At 48.8% G+C, this 17,794-nt stretch carries 16 protein-coding genes; 14 read left to right on the top strand and 2 right to left on the bottom strand.

Features of this window, described 5'->3' with window-relative positions; translation table 11 throughout:
- Position 1: 1 nt before the first annotated feature.
- On the bottom strand, positions 2 to 1,162 hold the full coding sequence (locus AVZ68_RS15645) for a galactokinase (RefSeq protein WP_059105512.1): 1,161 nt from the start codon (positions 1,160 to 1,162) through the stop codon (positions 2 to 4).
- A gap of 236 nt (positions 1,163 to 1,398) precedes the next feature.
- Here AVZ68_RS15645 and AVZ68_RS15640 point away from each other — a divergent pair, with 236 nt between their 5' ends.
- The 4 genes from AVZ68_RS15640 to AVZ68_RS15625 all read left to right on the top strand — a co-directional run bounded on the left by AVZ68_RS15640 (position 1,399) and on the right by AVZ68_RS15625 (position 6,139).
- Positions 1,399 to 2,403 carry a LacI family DNA-binding transcriptional regulator gene (locus tag AVZ68_RS15640; RefSeq protein ID WP_059105511.1) on the top strand — a complete coding sequence of 335 codons (1,005 nt, stop codon included), beginning with the start codon at positions 1,399 to 1,401 and terminating at the stop codon, positions 2,401 to 2,403.
- 411 nt (positions 2,404 to 2,814) lie between these two features.
- Entirely contained in the window at positions 2,815 to 3,654 is an 840-nt protein-coding gene (locus AVZ68_RS15635) for a hypothetical protein (RefSeq protein ID WP_059105510.1), read from the top strand.
- A gap of 72 nt (positions 3,655 to 3,726) precedes the next feature.
- Positions 3,727 to 4,371 carry a type 1 glutamine amidotransferase domain-containing protein gene (locus AVZ68_RS15630; RefSeq protein WP_059105536.1) on the top strand — a complete coding sequence of 215 codons (645 nt, stop codon included), beginning with the start codon at positions 3,727 to 3,729 and terminating at the stop codon, positions 4,369 to 4,371.
- Positions 4,372 to 4,609: 238 nt separating this feature from the next.
- Positions 4,610 to 6,139 (top strand): BCCT family transporter, encoded by a 1,530-nt coding sequence (locus AVZ68_RS15625; protein WP_059105509.1) that lies wholly within the window; start codon positions 4,610 to 4,612, stop codon positions 6,137 to 6,139.
- A gap of 212 nt (positions 6,140 to 6,351) precedes the next feature.
- On the opposite strand, the gene AVZ68_RS15620 is transcribed toward AVZ68_RS15625, so the two are convergent.
- Positions 6,352 to 6,543, bottom strand: a complete 192-nt coding sequence (locus AVZ68_RS15620) for a YwbE family protein (protein WP_059105508.1) — start codon at positions 6,541 to 6,543, stop codon at positions 6,352 to 6,354.
- Positions 6,544 to 6,708: 165 nt separating this feature from the next.
- On the opposite strand from AVZ68_RS15620, the gene lipP1 reads away from it, so the two are divergent.
- From lipP1 to AVZ68_RS15570, 10 genes are all read left to right on the top strand, one after another.
- Entirely contained in the window at positions 6,709 to 7,647 is a 939-nt protein-coding gene (gene lipP1 / locus AVZ68_RS15615) for a LipP1 family hormone-sensitive lipase (RefSeq protein ID WP_059105507.1), read from the top strand.
- A gap of 241 nt (positions 7,648 to 7,888) precedes the next feature.
- Complete coding sequence (locus tag AVZ68_RS15610; protein WP_059105506.1) at positions 7,889 to 8,611, top strand: MBL fold metallo-hydrolase; 723 nt, start codon at positions 7,889 to 7,891, stop codon at positions 8,609 to 8,611.
- A gap of 347 nt (positions 8,612 to 8,958) precedes the next feature.
- Positions 8,959 to 9,222, top strand: coding sequence for a hypothetical protein (locus AVZ68_RS15605; RefSeq protein WP_059105505.1), 264 nt, complete (start codon positions 8,959 to 8,961; stop codon positions 9,220 to 9,222).
- A gap of 102 nt (positions 9,223 to 9,324) precedes the next feature.
- A complete protein-coding gene (locus AVZ68_RS15600; RefSeq protein ID WP_059105504.1) occupies positions 9,325 to 10,620 on the top strand; it encodes a S1C family serine protease in 1,296 nt (431 codons plus the stop codon).
- Between the two features lie 160 nt (positions 10,621 to 10,780).
- Positions 10,781 to 11,536, top strand: coding sequence for an IclR family transcriptional regulator (locus AVZ68_RS15595; protein ID WP_180316720.1), 756 nt, complete (start codon positions 10,781 to 10,783; stop codon positions 11,534 to 11,536).
- 17 nt (positions 11,537 to 11,553) lie between these two features.
- Positions 11,554 to 12,534: a sugar kinase gene (locus tag AVZ68_RS15590; protein WP_059105502.1), complete on the top strand. Its 981-nt coding sequence runs from the start codon at positions 11,554 to 11,556 to the stop codon at positions 12,532 to 12,534.
- The gene (locus tag AVZ68_RS15585; protein WP_059105501.1) at positions 12,531 to 13,169 is read left to right on the top strand and encodes a bifunctional 4-hydroxy-2-oxoglutarate aldolase/2-dehydro-3-deoxy-phosphogluconate aldolase; all 639 of its coding nucleotides are present in this window, start codon (positions 12,531 to 12,533) and stop codon (positions 13,167 to 13,169) included. Before AVZ68_RS15590 ends, AVZ68_RS15585 begins: the two co-directional genes overlap by 4 nt.
- A gap of 501 nt (positions 13,170 to 13,670) precedes the next feature.
- Entirely contained in the window at positions 13,671 to 15,452 is a 1,782-nt protein-coding gene (locus AVZ68_RS15580) for a methyl-accepting chemotaxis protein (protein ID WP_245628155.1), read from the top strand.
- 18 nt (positions 15,453 to 15,470) lie between these two features.
- Positions 15,471 to 16,220: an SDR family NAD(P)-dependent oxidoreductase gene (locus AVZ68_RS15575; protein ID WP_059105499.1), complete on the top strand. Its 750-nt coding sequence runs from the start codon at positions 15,471 to 15,473 to the stop codon at positions 16,218 to 16,220.
- A gap of 35 nt (positions 16,221 to 16,255) precedes the next feature.
- Entirely contained in the window at positions 16,256 to 17,722 is a 1,467-nt protein-coding gene (locus AVZ68_RS15570) for a sodium:solute symporter family protein (protein WP_059105498.1), read from the top strand.
- The last annotated feature ends 72 nt before the right edge of the window (positions 17,723 to 17,794 follow it).

Below are 17,794 nucleotides of genomic sequence, written 5' to 3'. Positions count from 1 at the left end.
TTCATAGTTGTTTGGCGCCGTCGCCTAACGCAGCGGTGTAAAAGGTTGCGTCGTAGCCCACGGTTTCGCGATACATTTGATTCGTGTTTTTCTGGAAATCATCAATGGTATCCTTCTGCACAATCGCAATCGCACACCCACCAAAGCCAGCGCCGGTCATACGTGCGCCGATCACGCCTTTTCCTTCCCAGGCGGCTTGCACAATCGTATCGAGCTCCAGCCCCGTCACTTCATAATCTTGTTGGAGCGACCGATGCGATTCATTCATCAAGGTTCCGAAGCTTTTAAGGTTCCCAGCTTGCAACTGTTTTAACGCTTCCAGTGTCCGCTCATTTTCGTAAATGACATGCTTGGCGCGCTTTCGATTGATCTCACTCTGGATCAGATGCTTATGCTGTTCAAATTGTTCGCTCGATAGCTCGCCAAGGCTATCGATGGAAAGCTGCTGTTGTAAATCAGCAAGCGCTTGTTCACATTGCGAACGACGTTCATTGTATTTGGAGCCTGCAAGGGCGCGCTGCTTGTTGGTGTTAATGATCACAATTGCGTGCTGATCCAGCTTGACCGGCGCGTAGTGGTAGTCGAGAGTTTGGCAGTTTAAAAGAATCGCGTGATCCTCTCTCCCCATGCCGACCGCAAACTGATCCATAATCCCACTATTGACGCCGATGTATTCGTTTTCTACTTTCTGAGCAAGTTGAATCATATCGAGACGAGCGACTTCTTGATTAAAGAGACCCTCGATCAGAACGCCAGTCGCCATTTCGATAGATGCCGAAGAGGAGAGGCCGGCACCGTTTGGGATATTTCCGTAAAACAAAAGATCGGCGCCATGGGCAACCGGGTGTCCATTTTCCGCTAAATACTTAATCATTCCCTTTGGATAGTTGGCCCAGTCGTGGTCGTTATTATAGCTTAAATCAGCGAGAGTACAGGTGATGATACCGCTTTCCGTGGCATTCATAGAATAGAAACGAAAGGTCTGATCCTCTCGCTTTCGCCCCAGGGCATAGGTACCAAAAGAAATCGCAGCCGGCAAAACGTGCCCGCCATTGTAGTCAGTGTGTTCGCCGATCAGGTTGATTCTTCCTGGAGCGAAGAAAAGGGAGGGTTGTTCGTTCGTTTCAAATTGTTCCTGAAATGCCTGGTAAAGATTCTGCACAGCCTGTGCCCCCTCGTTAATGAATTTTTCTTAAGTTTACTATGAACAAGTCATTTTTTCAATGGATTTTAAGTTAAAATTTAAGTAAAAAATAAAGCGATTTTACCCATATTTTCTTTTATTGGCCTGGATAACCTTTTGGTCTTTTACATGAGAAGATTGACTAGCTATCCTTTCAGTATTAAAACAGGTAAAATAGTCGGTAAAAGTGGTTTTCTGTTATTGGAGGTGAGGAGATGGCGACGATGAAAGATATTGCTGAAAAAGCGAATGTTTCCATCGCGACCGTGTCACGGGTACTAAACCACGATCCGACGCTATCCGTGGGGGAAGATCTAAAGAAACGAATTTTTGACGCCGCAGAACTTCTTGGTTATAAAAAGCATTGGGAGAAAAAGCCGAAAAAGCGGCTGCGGATTGCGATTGTCCAGTGGTATACCGAGTCGGAAGAATTGAACGACATGTATTATTATGCCATCAGAGTAGGCGCCGAAAAGAAAATGAAGGACAAGCAACACGAGTATACGCGCATCTTCCAAAAGCTAGACAAGAAAAACGGGCAGAAGATTGACGGAATCATTGCCATCGGTAAGTTTTCAGAAGAACAGCGGAAGCAGCTGCAGCAATGGAGTTCGACCATTTGTTTTGTGGATGATCCGCACTCCCCGCCGACGTCTGATGCGGTTGTCGCTGATTTTAATCAGGCGACAATTAGCGCTTTGGCTCATTTGACGGAGGAGGGCCATACGAAAATCGGCACTTTGGTGGGGGAAGAACATGTTTTTGATTCTTCAGAGGTGCTAGTTGATCCTAGATATGAGCGGTTTCACTCCTACATGAAAAGCAAAGGGTTATTCGAAACAAAGTATTGCTACAAGGGGTCATTCTCTGTGGACTCAGGCTATCAAATGATGGAAAAAGCGATACGTGAGTGGAAGGAGGACCTGCCTACGGCCTTCTTTTGCGCGAATGATCCCATTGCCGTCGGAGCTCTCCGTGCTCTGCGTGACCACGGAATAGAGGTTCCAGGAAGAGTCAGTATTATAGGCGTTAATGATTCCAGCGTCGCAAAGTATGTTTCTCCTTCTTTGAGCACAGTAAGAGTGCCTACCGAATTAATGGGCGAGACCGCTGTGTCCTTATTAGAAGAACAACTTCTCGATAGGCGCACAGTGGCGAAAAAAGTAACGCTAGCCACGGAATTGGTGATTCGGGAGAGCAGCGGTGAGTATAAATGGTAACGAACCATTTGGCAGCAAACAGGGATTTCCATTAATGATGGGAGCCTTGAAGGGTGCTCTTGTTTTGCTTACCCTCCTCTGTAGCTTCTTCAGACCTCTGTCTTTGGAAGGGGCAGAACGGTAGGATGTTCTCTCTTGCTAGGAGAAAGCCTAAATGTGCGGGAGAGTGCCTCCGATGTTCGTGAGAGAAAGGCCACACGTGGGCCAGTCCCCATTCGAGTCGCTACATGCCTGAGCCAACCCCCTAACGGCGATTCTGGCAACGAGCATGAGGGTTCATTCCCATGTTGCGCAAAAGAGATCTGCCAAAGGGAGCCATAAAAGCCGATCAGTAAGATGTTGAGAATGCTACCAATCTACATTGATGCTACACTTGAGATACGAACATTTTCGCTCAAGGAGAATCAAAGAATGAGGAAATTTTTGCAAACGAAGTGGTCAAAGTTCCGTCAAGCACACCAAACGGAGGAAGCGAAGATCGAAGAATTTTGGATAAAAGATCGGATCTGTTATATAAAGGGACAATGGCCAAAGACCGTTCATAAAAAGCAGGACGCCCAGCTCGTTTTAAGCAAAAAGGAATCGACGACGACGTTCTCTCGCCCCTTGGAATGGCTAGCGACCAAGGATACTTTTCAGGCCAGCTTTCCGCTCATGGACCTGGTAACAAACGGGACATGGGCGTTTCATATTGTCTTGCAGGGGGAGAGGCGCTTTCCTCTTTTGATGAACAACGACGTGTATGCAAAAAACCGAAACACGTATGTTCTTCCCCAATTACGAGAAGCGCAGCAGCTCTCGTTCAAGCGAGAAGAGGGCGAGCTTCGATTGAAAGTAAGTCGCGCCCAGCTTGAGGCCGAGGTGGTGGAATTCTCGCACGGGATGAGGGACACGGTTTCGACCGTTGTCGCGGTTCAGGATCAAAAACTGGAAGGAGGAGAGCTCTTTTTAACCTTTGCACGGAGGGGTGCCGAGCAATTCATTCGTTTCCCACTCATTCCGTATAAAAAGGAGAGATGCCAGGCGGATGTTGCCTACGGACAGATACCGGCTGAGGGGGCCACCTATTGGGAGGTGTATGTAAGCCAGAAGATAGGCGGAGACGTTTACAATTATCGGGTGAAGGCAACCGCTCTGGCAGGGCGATTGGAAGAGACACAACGTGAAATGGAGAGTGGAAACAGCGATAAAGCCGGGTTTTGCACAGATGAGGGAGAGGAATTGTCTTTCTTTACAGATGTGGATGTTTAAAGGGGGCTGCTTCTTGGGAATAGACCAACTGTAAAGGAGAGATTCACTGTGGCAGAACAAAAACAGATCGTAATGGTTGTAACAAACGGAAGAAAGATGAGCAATGGCCATGTAGCCGGGCTTTGGTTGTCCGAATTTGCGGAGCCATACGAAGAGTTGCGTGCGGCAGGCTATGAAGTGACGGTTGTCAGTCCAGACGGCGGGGAATCGACGATTGACGAAAATAGCCTCGATAACAATGAAGTGCCTGAAAAATGGCATGAACTGGCCGAGTGGCTTAAGAATACCGCGCCGATTGATACCGTTCAATCCGCCGATTATGATGGGATTTTCTTGCCAGGCGGGCACGGGGCGATGTTCGACTTACCTGATAACCACCATCTGCAAAAGTTGTTAAGGGACTTCACGGAAGCCGATAAGAGTATTGGAGCGGTTTGCCACGGCCCTGCCGGTTTGACAGGTGTTGTGCTTGCAAACGGGGAACATCTTGTTGCGGGGAAGAACGTTTCTGCGTTTACGGACTCAGAAGAACGGGGAGTGCAGCTTGAAAACGAGATGCCGTTCTTGCTTGAGAGCAAACTCCGAGACCTCGGCGCAAATTTCTCCGCCAAAGGAGACTGGGAAGAGCACGTTGTCACGGATGGGAAGCTGGTCACAGGCCAAAACCCGCAGTCTTCTGTCAGTGTAGCAAAAGGGTTTATCGAGACGTTAAATTAATAGAGCCCCTTGGAAGGAACCCCGATTCATAAAGAGTTGGGGTTTTTTGGCATGAAGTCCATTTGAAGCAACTGTAAAAACTAAATATTCCAATCATAGCAAGAATAGGTACATTTACAATTCCGCTTCCCGTCTTTGAAAGTTCCTGTTACAATAAGTCATTCGTTTCATCGATGATGAGTTGAGACGATACTATCCTGCAGGTGCAGGCTCTCTCCTTGAGAGGAAAGGACGGTCCATGAAAAATAAGTTAACGAAGTGGAACATCGACTGGCCTGTGTTTGCCATAAGCGGAGGACTGTTGCTCTTGTTTGTTGCGGCATCGATTGTAGATGTAGGAGCCGTTTCTGCTTATGTCAACGCAGGCTTTGATTATTCGGTAAGGTATTTTGGGGCGTTCTGGCAAGTGATGCTGCTCGCCATGTTCGGTGTTTCGCTTTTTCTCGCGTGTTCCAAGTACGGAAAAGTAAAACTTGGAAAAACCAATACGATTGAAATGAGCTATTTTCGCTGGATCTCGGTTATTTGTATCTCATTGCTCGGGGGTGGGGGTGTCTTCTGGGCAGCGGCAGAACCGATGTACTATTTTATGGATGTGCCGCCCGTGCATAGCGGCATCGACAATGGCTCGCCTGAAGCGGTCATTCCAGCCCTTGCTCAAAGTTACGTTAGTTGGGGGATGGCGGCTTGGGCCGTGCTTGGCACAACGGGCGCCATTGTCATGATGTACGCGCATTATCACAAGGGGATGCCAATGAAACCCAGGTCTATGCTCTACCCGTTCTTCGGTGAGAAAATCGCGACCCATCCTCTCGGAATTTTCATTGATGCTTTTTGCATTATCTCGGTCGCGGCAGGAACGATTGGGCCGATCGGAATTTTGAGCTTACAAGTCAGCTACGGCATGAATTCCCTGTTTGCTTTAACAGACGGTTTTCCTGTTCAGCTGGCTGTCATTGGTTTTCTCATTTTGATTACGATTATTTCCGCATTAACTGGGGTTCACAGGGGCATTCAGTGGCTCAGCAAAATGAATATTATCATCGTATTAATTCTTGCGGGCTTCCTGCTTCTTTTCGGTCCGGGGGCTTTTATTATTGATTCGTTTGTTTCTTCCTTCGGATACCAGGTGAACCACTATCTCACCTTAAATACGTACCGAGGGGACAATGCATGGCTTGGGGCGTGGATGCTCTTTTTCTTTGCCTGGTTTATTGGCTTTGGACCAATGATGATCATGCTGATTGCCCGGATTTCGCGCGGGCGAACGATCCGTGAGATTGTGCTTGCCGTGGCCATTATCTCGCCAATCGTAACGAACTTTTGGTTCACCGTCGTTGGCGGTTCAGGGATCTTCTATGAGATGAATGACCCGGGCATTATCTCGGCGCCGCTTTTTGAAGGAGGGTTACCAGCAGCCATTATTGCCATTGCCGGACAAATGCCTCTGGGGCAAATCATGCCATTTGTGTTTCTAGTGCTAGCGATTCTCTTTGTCATTACGACGGCTGATTCCATGACGTATTCGATTTCAATGAGCGTGACGGGGGATGAAAATCCGCCCAAACCCATACGCGTCTTCTGGGCGCTCGTGATGGGGGCGATTGCGGCGATTCTCGTCTTTATTGGCGATGGTGGCATTGATGCGCTGCAATCCTTCATTGTCATTACAGCAGTGCCCGTCTCGATTTTACTCACCCCCTCCATTTGGCACGCGCCGAAAATTGCACGGAAATTGGCGGTGGAGCAGGGGATCTCAAGGAAATAAAGGAAAAGCTGGCCTGAGGGAATGCCTTGGGTCAGTTTTTTGTATGTAAAAACTGTGGATGTAGTAGAGGATATGTGGATAAAATCATTGGTTTGGGGATGGAATTGCTGGAACTGTGTATAGATATGTTGATTATGTGGATAGATAATGCTTGTGCACACTTTTATACACAAGAAAGAGCTGTTCTTATACAAAGCAGCTCTTTCTCATGACTATAAAATATGCTTCACTCGACCGACTTGTCCGTCTTCCAAGCGAACCTTAATGCCGTGGGGGTGAGAAGGAGACTTTGTCAGAAGGTCCTTCACAACGCCTTCCGTCAACTTGCCGCTGCGCTGGTCTCGTTTTAGGACAATCTGCACGTGTGCACCCGGCTGGATATTCTTTCGGTTTTGACCGTTCATATAAAGTGGTTCCTTTCTATTTAAAGGGTTAAGGATATTATACGTGTTTTTTGGACTGGATGCATACGGAAAGTGCGCCCAACTTGCCTTATAACGGTTTCAAAAGCAAACGAGTAGGGAATAGAACGTTATTGGAAAAACGGTTACAAGTGGGAGGGCAAAATCATGACCATGAATCAGAGAATGAAAGAAGTTCTTGAGCAATTGCCGTTGATGACGGATGATCTAACCAATCTCAGTCCACAACTCATGCGAGAGGGAATGGACGAGGCAGCGGAACGAATGCCTGCGGTGGAGGAAGTGGCGGATGTTTCAGATCGCACGATGGATTTGTCAGGTCGAACGATCAACCTCCGCATCTACAAGCCAGAGAAGACAGAGCCCCTGCCGGCGATCGTGTTTTACCACGGGGGAGGGTTCGTTGCTGGGAGTATTCAGTCCCATGACCCGGTGTGCCGTGTGCTCGCCAATCGGACGGGGGCGGCCGTACTTTCTGTTGATTACCGTTTAGCGCCAGAGTCGCCTTTTCCGGCTGCCGTAGAGGACGCCTATGAAGCACTGAAATGGGTGGCGGAGCATGCCGGCTCACTTGGCATCAAAAAAGAGAAGATTGCTCTTGCTGGCGATAGCGCGGGAGGGAACCTGGCTGCGGTTACCGCCCTGCAAGCGCGCGACCGGGAAGGGCCTAACGTCTGCTATCAGCTATTAATCTATCCTTCCGTTGGTTTTTTGGAGAGGCATCCCGCCTCGATGACAGAGAATGCCGAGGCCCCTCTCCTGCCAGCAAAATTAAGCGGGTGGTTTCAGGAGCAATACATTCAGAACAAGGAAGCGCTGAACGATCCTCTGTACCGCCCAATGATCGCAGAAGATTTAACCCAACTGCCTGGCACCCATATTGTTACCGCCCAGTATGATCCGTTACGTGACAGTGGCAGGGACTATGCCAAGCGATTAGAAGAAGCAGGTGTTCCAGTGACATATAAGCTGGAAGAAGATATGCCCCATGGGTTCGTGAATTATTATGCTCTTGTTCCAAGGGCGAACGAAGCGTTTGAAGAGATGTGCGGTCATTTGAAAGACGCACTGTATGGAGATCAATAAAAGGGGGAAAGGGACGACTTTGTGTGCTGAAGTCGTCCCTTCCTGTTATACTTTTAAAGGAAGATGAATGACGTCACGATGAATTTGGTGATCGAGAACGAAAACCCTGGTACAGGGAGAGACGCTTTACAAGAGCGAAAAAATACACCTACAGCTCCCTTCCCTCGAATTTCCGCTCAAGGAAGACCCACGCGCTGTCCATAACGGAGCGTACCCATACATAAAAACGGAGGAATGTAAAATGCTTGCATTCATCGGGAACGGAAGTGCATTTAATACAAAACGAGGCAACAATGGCGCCTTTATGAAAGAGGACACGCAGCTTTTTTTAATTGATTGCGGCAGTTCCACGTTTCACCGACTTGTGGAAAAAGGGGTGTTGGAGGGCGTTGAAGAGGTGACGGTGCTGATTACGCATTTGCATCCAGACCATGTCGGATCACTCGGAGACCTAATTTTCTATAGCTACTTTAAATTACAGCCTGCATTTACATCCAAAGTCAATGTCATGGCCCCGGCGGCGATCATGGATGATTTGCGCTCATTGCTGAAAGCCGTTGGTGTCACGGAGGAGCAGCACACGCTGACAACAATAGAGGGAGAGGCAAGGGAGGTTTCTCTTTGTGGTGTGAAGAAGGTTGAGCCGGTGAACGTCGAACATGCGAGGGAGCTTGACTGTTTTGGCTACATTCTTCAATTGGAGAGAGAACGCATTTATTATAGCGGGGACGCAAATATGATTCCAACGGCGGTTCTCACACAGCTTGAAAGAGGAGAGCTTCAAGCGGTGTACCAAGACTGCTGCAAGGCTGATTATGAAGGGAATGTTCATTTGTCGCTGCGCGCGTTGGATGAGTTGATTGAGCCAAACCACCGCAAGCGCGTGTGGTGCATGCATTTAGATGAAGGCTTCTCGATTGAGGAGGCAAAGGAATTAGGGTTTCAGGTGGTTGAAGCGATCTAATCGGAAAAGGGTGCAACGCAGATTTGGGTCGTCAAACTCCTCCCCACCCTGTGGCATAGCAAAAAAGCTACTAGATAAGCTTCACTAGTAGCTTTTTCCCTGTTTTTTTTGCGTCGTTTGAAGTACGATGGCTATAGAGAAAAGCTGAAGCGGGTCGAAATTAAGCGAGAAGTTGGGTCGCCCAAAATGCCCCATCTCTCCTGGGATGGGCGGCACTTGCGCGTCTCGTGTTTCGGAGACTCTGAGAACCCACGGTTTTGGATTTCGATGTCAGAACGCTAATGCTGAAGCTAGACATAGGAATACTTGTTGCTCGCGTATAACTATACATAAAGGATGGGTCACTGATGATCTTTTTGTCCATTTTTCTTCTGGTTGTCTTTATAGATGGGATGCTTATTTATTTCTTTGCAAACGAAAAGCCGATGTACATAGCGGCGTTTGGAGCGTTGTGCGCCGTGTTAGCTCCCGTCACTTGGCTTGTTGTCTCGATGCTTTCTTTGCATGAGGGGCTTACGTACGGCTGGTTTGTCACATCGGTCGTGTTGCTGTTGAACGGCGTGATTTTGTTGCTGCTTGTCGGGTGGAACGTTGCGCGAAAAAAAGGATAACGACGTGCTGGGTCGAAAGGGTAAGGACGTAGAACCCGAGGCAAGAAGTTGAGTTGGATTCCTCGGTGCGCATCTAACTAATACTTGATGAGGGGTGGAGCCATGAAGTGTAAGCATTGCGGAGCTGAACGGACACGTCGCACAGGCAACTGTGAGCAGTGTGGGGAAATGTGCGCGTCAAAAAAACGGAAACGTCGGTTAGTGATTGCTGCTATGGCGACGATCGGGGCGGGGGCGACATTACTCACGTTCCACTTGCAAGGAGCGTCTTCTGCGACGGAAGCAGAAAGCGAGACCGTCAGTCAAGTTCGTGAAGAGGTAGTCTCCACTGATTTAGTAAGCATACATGAACACGTTTATACCATTCAGGCCGGAAAAAAACAAGGGTCGGGCTTTCTATATGAGCAAGGCGGCTATGTGTTAACCGATGCATTGATCGTAGAGGGACAGATAGAGGCCGAAGTTCATCTGAACGATTCCACGAGTTACACGGGGGGGGTCGTCGGGTTTTCCGAGGAATCTCAAGTTGCTTTGTTGTTTGTAGAAGAACTAAAGGACCGAACCCCCCCTCCTCTTGCGGTTGAGGAGCATGCGGCTTTAGGAGACGAAGTGGTGGCGCTTAGCGGTCGGCTAAGTGAGGGGCGTGCGGCTTCCATTGGTCAGATTATCGGCGTCGACCGCGAACTTGTTTTTGATTCACATAGCTATGAAAATGTCTATCAGATTTCCACGCCGATACTGGCACACAGCAGCGGCGGCCCCCTTGTAGCGAAGGACGCGGGCCAAGTCACCGCTATGAATGTGGTTCATGCTCAGGACAATGAAGTGATTGCCTACAGCATTCCGTTGTCTTTGATTGACCCTGTTATCCAAGAGTGGCTAAGAAAGCCGATGGATTCAAACGAACTGGAGGGCTTGTACAACAACATGCCTCCTAAACAGCAGAGGTCAAGATCAAACGCTTCGTTTAACGGTGGAGAATTGGATGAGGGCCTTGTTGATGAAACAGAGGCGTCTCATGATCAAGAGGATTGGTATGAGCAGTACGAGGATGAGGTCGAACAGCAAGAAGCAGAGAACGAGGAACAAGAAAAGCAAGAGGTCTCTCCAAAAGAAGAGGAAAAAAAAGAATCGAAACCTGAGCCCGAGAAGGAGACAGAACAGCCATCTGGTCCAGCAAGTGAATTAGAAGAGGAGAGGAAAGTGAACGAACCGGAACAAAAACCGGGGATGGACTCAGAAGAGAGAGAACCGGCTGATTCAGAGACAGAGGCAGAGAAAAAGCAGGAGGAAGAGCAAGTATCTCCGCAGCAAGAGGAGAAACAAGAGAACGACAAGACCGAAGAGGAGACTCCAGAGGCCAAGCCAGAGCCTGAAAACGGAGAGGAAGAAGAGTGAGAAAAAGCCGATGCGCCCATGCGCTTCGGCTTTTCTAGTTTTTAATTCTGTTGTCCCCACTGTTAAGAAGAGTCCACTACGCTTTCCTTGACAGCGGTTTCTTCTTGCCGTTATAATAAATTAGGAACGGTGTTCTTTTATAAGGAACGAGGTGATGGGGATGCTGTCTTCAGTACAGCGCGCGCTAGCGCTATTAGAGGAACTAAAGCTTTATAAAGAAGGCGTAGGCGTTACGGAGCTTGCGAACAGACTGGAAGTGGCTAAGAGCACCACGCACCGACTGCTTATATCACTAGAGGAGTATGGGTATGTGCGCAAAAGAGGAGAAGGACGGTACCAATTAGGGTTGAAGTTCTTAGAGATGCATCAATCCGTCCTGTCGCAGCTTGACGTTGTAGAGTTGGCTCGGCCAATTATGGAAAAGCTTTGCCAAGACGTTGGGGAGATTGTCCATCTGGTCGAGCAACAAGGAGATCATGTAATCTACTTAAATAAAGTTGAGCAACAGTCGAGTGCTTTGCGGGTCCATTCACGCATTGGCAGCCGCGCCCCGATGTATTGTACGGGGGTGGGAAAGCTGCTGTTAGCCCATCAAGACCCCGCAAGATTGGATCGTTACTTCTCGGACGTTCCACTAAAGGCGTACACCCCTCAGACATTAACAGAGCAAGACGTACTTCTAGAGACCTTTGCAGCCATTCGAAAGGAAGGTTACTCGCTCGATGACAGTGAACATGAGCCAGACATCCGCTGTGTGGCAGCTCCTGTATTTAATCATGAACAAAAGGTGCTGTATGCGCTGAGTGTGACAGGGCCGGCGTCGAGGATGGACAGTGAAACGATAAAGTCGCATACAGAAAACGTGATGCAGGCAGCACAGGAATTATCGAACCAATTAGGGGCAACCGCCCATTGACCGTGAGGGGAGAGGGAATGATGAAGGCAGAAGTCGTTACATTCGGTGAGACGATGGTTCTGTTCGATCCAAGTGAAACCGGCAAGCTCCGCTATGTGGAGCGTTTCGTGAAGCGGATTGGAGGAGCGGAATCCAACCTTGCCATTGGGTTACAAAAGCTAGGACATGCCACACTGTGGATGAGCAAAGTTGGCGCAGATGAGCTTGGGACCTATGTGACCAAGACGATCCGTGCAGAAGGTGTGAACACGGATTATGTGAAACGCACAGCAGAGGCACCGACAGGGATGTACATAAAGGAAAAAGTGCGTCCTGAGGAAACGAAGGTCTACTACTATCGGCACGGCTCAGCGGCAAGCCAATTCACAGCGGAAGACTTGGAGATTGATAAAATAAGAGAGGCGCGAATCCTTCATATTACAGGAATCACACCGCTTCTTAGCAAAAGCTGTGAAGCAGCTGTGAGGAGAGCAATCGACGTGGCGAAGGAAAACGAGGTGCTTATCTCCTTTGATCCGAACTTGCGGCATACGCTGATTCAAAAATACGGGGAACAGGAGGCAAAGACGCTTCTATGTGAACTGGCAGCAGAAGCGGACCTCGTCATGCCTGGCTTGGATGAGGCCGTCTGGATGTATGGCCTGAACACAGAGGAAGAGATGGCCGAACATTTGCTCAAGCAAGGGCCAAAGCAGGTGGTGCTTAAAAACGGGGCTGACTACTCGTTCTTTGCCGAAAAGGATGGCGAGAGCGGCCGCGTTGACAGCTACAAGGTCAAGCAAGTGGTCGACGCAATAGGAGCCGGGGACGGGTTTGCGGCTGGTGTGCTTAGTGGTCTGCTTGAAGGCCAACCGCTGAATGAAGCGGTTCGTCTCGGTTCTGCGGTCGGAGCGCTTGTGGTTAGCTCGGCAGGGGATGTCGAAGGATTGCCGGATAGAGAAGAAGTGGACGCCTATATGAACAAAATCATTGCAGGTGCAGGAGGAGTGTTACGATGAGTCGTTTGGACACGCTATTATCATCAGGGGTCGTGGCGGTAATGCGGAAATTGCCGGCAGAGGATGTGGAAGAAATTGCGCAGGCGCTCGTAGACGGCGGGGTGAGCGGGCTTGAAGTGACCGTTGATTCGGAGGACGCGTTTGGGGCGATTCGCCGCCTACGCGAAAAGTTCGGCGAGGAGGTCGTGATTGGCGCGGGCACGGTTCTCGATAGCGAGACGGCCGTCGTTGCCATTGAAGGCGGTGCTGAATTTATCTTCGCGCCTACATTAAGCGAAGGGACGATTCGAGCAGCCAAGCGTTATGGGAAAATCGTCATCCCAGGAGTTTTTACGCCAACAGAAGCTCTGCAGGCAACGGAATGGGGCGCGGATGTGGTCAAAGTTTTCCCAGCTGATTCCGTTGGTCCTGGATTTATCAAAGCGGTTAATGGACCGCTTGGACAGATCAAGATGATGCCAACGGGCGGTGTCGATCTGGATACGATTGAGTCCTTTATCAAAGCTGGTGCCGTCGCCGTTGGGGCAGGTGGGTCGCTATTGGATAAGTCGCTCATAGCTGCGAAAGACTGGAATGGGTTGCGGGAGCATGCGGTTCGGTTTGTGGAGAAGGTGAAGGAGAGCCGGAAAGCGTAGCTCACGCGTACTGCGGTTACTATGAAGACGAGAGACTTGGAAAGGCGAGCCTCTTGTGAATCTGTCCGTTCACCTACGTCATTCGTGCGGCCAAGAATGGAATGAGTCTTTCTTTGAAACAAAGGCAATCACCAGGTGTATGGTGGTTGCCTTTGTTGGATGACCCAGATAGATGATTATAGGGGTAACGGTCGCTTTGTTCTTTGATTCAAGGTGTAGCACTAGGAACAGTCGGGAACTGGTAGAGATCAAGCATTTACGTTTGGTACGCAGGAACCTACTTCTCTTTGGATAGAGAAGACGGACGTCAGAAAAAGAATTAATATTCTGTCTAATTATATCTTTGCAACTCCGGTCGATGGCTGCCAAGGATCATCTCCCCTCGCCCCTTTATCCTCTTTTGCTCCTAGATTTTATAGAATTCAGTAAAGTACATCTTCACGATCATTTCTCTGTACCTCTTCATTCTTTTCTCCTACGGACGATATAACTAATGTGACAATGACGATCACTGGCCTTTCGTGGGCGAATTTTTCTATTAAGGGAGTGGTACTGATTCTAAAACGATTATCGTTAAAGCGCAAGCTGTCGCTCTTTGTCACATTGGTTGTTCTTCTTGCTCTGTCCATTCTGACATGGACAAATACGACTCAACTGAGAGCGACTATGACAGAGGATTTGGAAAGGGAACTGTTGAGTGTTGGAATTTTAACAAGTTTGCAGTTGGACACAACGAGTATTCAAACACTTCAAGAAGAAAACGGTCCGGAGAATTCTACGTTTCTCGCTTTGCAAGAGCAATTGGATGACATTCAAAACGAACAGGGGACGATGGCTTGGAGCTACATTTGGTCGGGTGTCGATGAAGGAGATTCCGTGATCCCTCTTGCTTATACGTCCAATTTAAATGAGGTGTATGCACCAGGAGAAGAGTTTGACGACCTTGCACTAGAGCATACGGAAGCCGCAAGAGCAACAATAAATTCTGGTGAGTCCCAGGTTACCGATATTTTTGAGGACCCTTATGGCATTTGGCAAACGGTTTTTTCACCCATCTATGACGGGGAGCAAGTGATAGCCGTTATTGGCATTGATTATTCAGCCGAATACATACAAGAGGGGCTGCAAGCAGCAACTCTACAACAAACGCTTACGGCTGCGTTTTGGGTGATTGCCGCAGGAGCAGCAGTCTACTTCATTATCAGTCGGATGTTCAAGCCGCTGACTGAAATGGTAAAGGTGGCGGATCGCATAGCAGACGGGGATTTAACGGTGGCTTTAACAGAGCGAAAGACAGAGGATGAGATTGGCAAACTTCAATCATCGCTGCAAACGATGCAGGAGCATTTACGCAACGTTGTTCATCGCACCCAGGACATTTCCAACGAAGTGGCGGCTTCTTCTGAGGAACTCGCGGCAAGTTCCGAAGAAATGAGTAACTTCTCTAAAAACGTTCAGTCGGATAGTGGTTCCGTTGAAGAATCGACGGCAAACAATGCCTCGATTATCTCTGAAACGGCCCTTGTGTTAGATGAGACGGCGGAGGGCGTTCAGCGCATTGCTGAATCGGCAAACAACGCGGCGACTGAATCAAACCATATGACTGGGGAAGCACAAAATGGAAATCAGTTTGTCCAAGGTGTTGTCTCCCAGATGGGGGTGATTTCGAATTCGGTCGAGGGCATGAGTGACAGTCTGTCCCAACTGGAAGCAGAAGTCAATGAAATTAGTGATTTTACTCATCTGATCACTCAAGTTTCAGAGCAAACGAATTTGCTTGCTTTAAACGCTTCCATTGAAGCTGCTCGGGCAGGAGAACATGGACGTGGTTTTGCCGTAGTGGCAACAGAAATTCGAAAGCTTGCTGAACATACGCATCAGTCTGTAAAAGAAATTGAACGGCGGGTCTCTTCGATTCAGAGTAGTTCGAAGGAGACGGTTGCCCTTTCTTCCCAAGGCACGAAAGACGTGGCGGAAGGACTAACGTTGGTCGAAAAAACGGGGGAGTCGTTTACACGAATTCTTCACTCCATTGAGAACGTTGCTTCACAAATTCAAGAGATTTCAGCCTCATCAGAAGAGATTTCAGCTTCTTCCGAGGAGGTTACTGCGTCTGTGACAGAGCTAAGTCATGCGGCTGAAAAAATTGCTCGCAATGCAAAGGACGTCTCCCAGTCATCGTCCTTGCAGCTTCACACGATCCAGGAGGTTACAGCCTCAGCAGAATCGCTCAGCGAATTGGGTCTTGCTCTCCAAGAAGTCATCCATCGCTTTAAAGTATAAAAATAGGGAGGGGAACATATGGAGGGGATTAGAGGAAAGAATGTGCTTATTACCGGGGCGAACAAAGGAATTGGTCAAGCCATTGCCCTTGGGTTTGCGAAGGAAGGGGCCAATGTAGTCATTAACGACATTTGTTCGGAAAACGAGGCACAGGCTACGGTTGATCAAGCAAAACGTTATGGCACAAGCGTTTATTATTACCGGGCAGACGTAACCAACCGCCAGCAAGTTCAAGAGATGCATCTTTTTTTCAAAGAGACACTCGGAGAGGTTCATGTGCTTGTGAACAATGCTGGCATTGCCAAGGCTTCCCTTGTTCGTGATATGAGTGATGAGCAGTGGGACCAAATGATTAAAGTTCACTTATATGGAACCTTTTACAATAGTAGAGAAGTGATTGCCTCGATGCAAGCGTTCGGCAGCGGGAAAATGATCAATATATCTTCTGACCTGGCAAGCCTTGGCGTTGAGGAATTTGCCCATTATTCAGCGGCCAAAGGTGGGATCATTTCCCTCACGAAATCTCTTGCTCGTGAACTTGCGCCTCTCATCCAGGTAAATGCGGTAGCGCCCGGTGGAACACTGACAGACATCCTAACGTCTTTTGGTGAAAACTATATCGAAGAGGAAGCGGCTTCCTATCCTTTAAAAAGGCTAGCCACCCCTGAGGAAATTGCTCAATCGGTTCTTTTTCTCGCTTCAACTGCGGGTGATTTTTACACAGGACAAGTGCTGAACCCAAATGGTGGCAGCGTGATGAATGGCTAAGAACCGCTTTATTATAGAGAGTAGGAGAGAGTAAGATGCTTGCCATTATTGTTTTTTTGATTTATTTAATGTTTATCTATTACATTGGATTTAAGGGATATCAAAAGGTTCATAGCGCGGAGGACTTGCTTGTCGCCGGGTGGAGCATGCCTTTCTATGTGGTCACAGGCAGCCTTGTCTCGGCCCTTCTTGCCGCCCCTTTCTTCTTTGCGGCGATTGGGTCTGGGTACACCACTGGGGGCTTTGAAGGGACGGCCACTATGGCTGGTCTTGGGACATGCATGATTTTAGGCGCCCTCATTTGGACCAAGCCGTTGCGTCGGTTAAAAGGGTGGACGATCGCTGATTATTACGGCTTGCGCTATTCAAGCAAACGGCTAGGCGCTTACACGGGAACGGTCCTTGCCACCGCTTTTGGCATCTTTAATGCTGGCGCTTTAACCGTCGGTGGAACGTATATTCTGCAGACGATCTTTCAGATTCCCTTCGTGCCTGCAGCCATTCTTTTTGTCGCCATAACCGCCCTTTATTCCATTATTGGTGGACTTTGGGCTGTTGCTTATACAGAGGTCGTGCAAGGCGCCCTTTCTGTGATCGGCATACTTGGGATTACGTTTGCCATCCTCTTTAATTACAATGATGTTATTTTCCAACCAGAGTGGTGGAATGTCGGAGAACTATTTGAGAAAGGTGGAGCCACGTTTTGGGCGCTTTACCTTGTCCTTGCTCTTGGGGATGTTCCCGCTGCTGATCTTGGTCAGCGTGTCGCTGGAGCGAAAAGCCCCAGGGTGGCCTTTCGTGCCATGATTGTGGCCGGTGCGGTTGTGATTGCGATTAGCTGGATTCCGGGGATGCTTGGAGAAGCATTTAAAACCATTTACCCAGGGAGCGAAAACCCTGAAATGCTGATGCTTGTTTTTACAGAGGGCTACTTCCCTCCTTTCGTCTCCGCCATCTTTTTAACCGCTCTTGGTGCCATGGGGATGTCAACGTTGGCAGCTTGTCTGGTTGCTTCTTCAGGGGTGTTTACAAAAAACATTTACCTCGACTTTTTGAAAAAACAGCCAGAGCCACTCAAGCTGCTTCGTGTATCACGAGTCGGCATTGCGGGCAGTGCCTTGCTTGGCCTTGTCCTTGCCCTTCAATTTCAACAAATCATTAACCTTGCCTACTTGGCATGGGACATCATTTTCGTTACCGTCTTCTGGCCACTCGTACTTGGGCCTTTCTGGAGGCGTGTCAGCACCCCTGCCGTTTGGATTAGCATTACGATCGGGCTTACCTATTACATAGGGACATCCTTTTTAGGTGTGCCTGGCTTCTCCAATGTACAGAGCGAAGGCTTCCTTGGCTTGCTTGCGGAATTGTGGCAGCTGCCGGTGATGTCAGGGGTTGTCTTTTCAGGCATCGCGATTGTCGTCTTCAGCTATGTGTTTCCTCCTTCCCAGGCAGTTCAGGACATGTTTGACAAGCAGCGAGATCGAACCCTGGATGACCTTTAAACCACACGCCCTTGAGAGAATACTCTCGGGGCGTGTTGTGTTCCTTTGTGGGTAAGTCTAGAAGTATTGATT

This window comes from Shouchella shacheensis (assembly GCF_001484965.1).
Lineage (GTDB): Bacteria > Bacillota > Bacilli > Bacillales > Bacillaceae_D > Shouchella > Shouchella shacheensis.
This window is presented reverse-complemented; position numbering and strand designations above follow the sequence as displayed.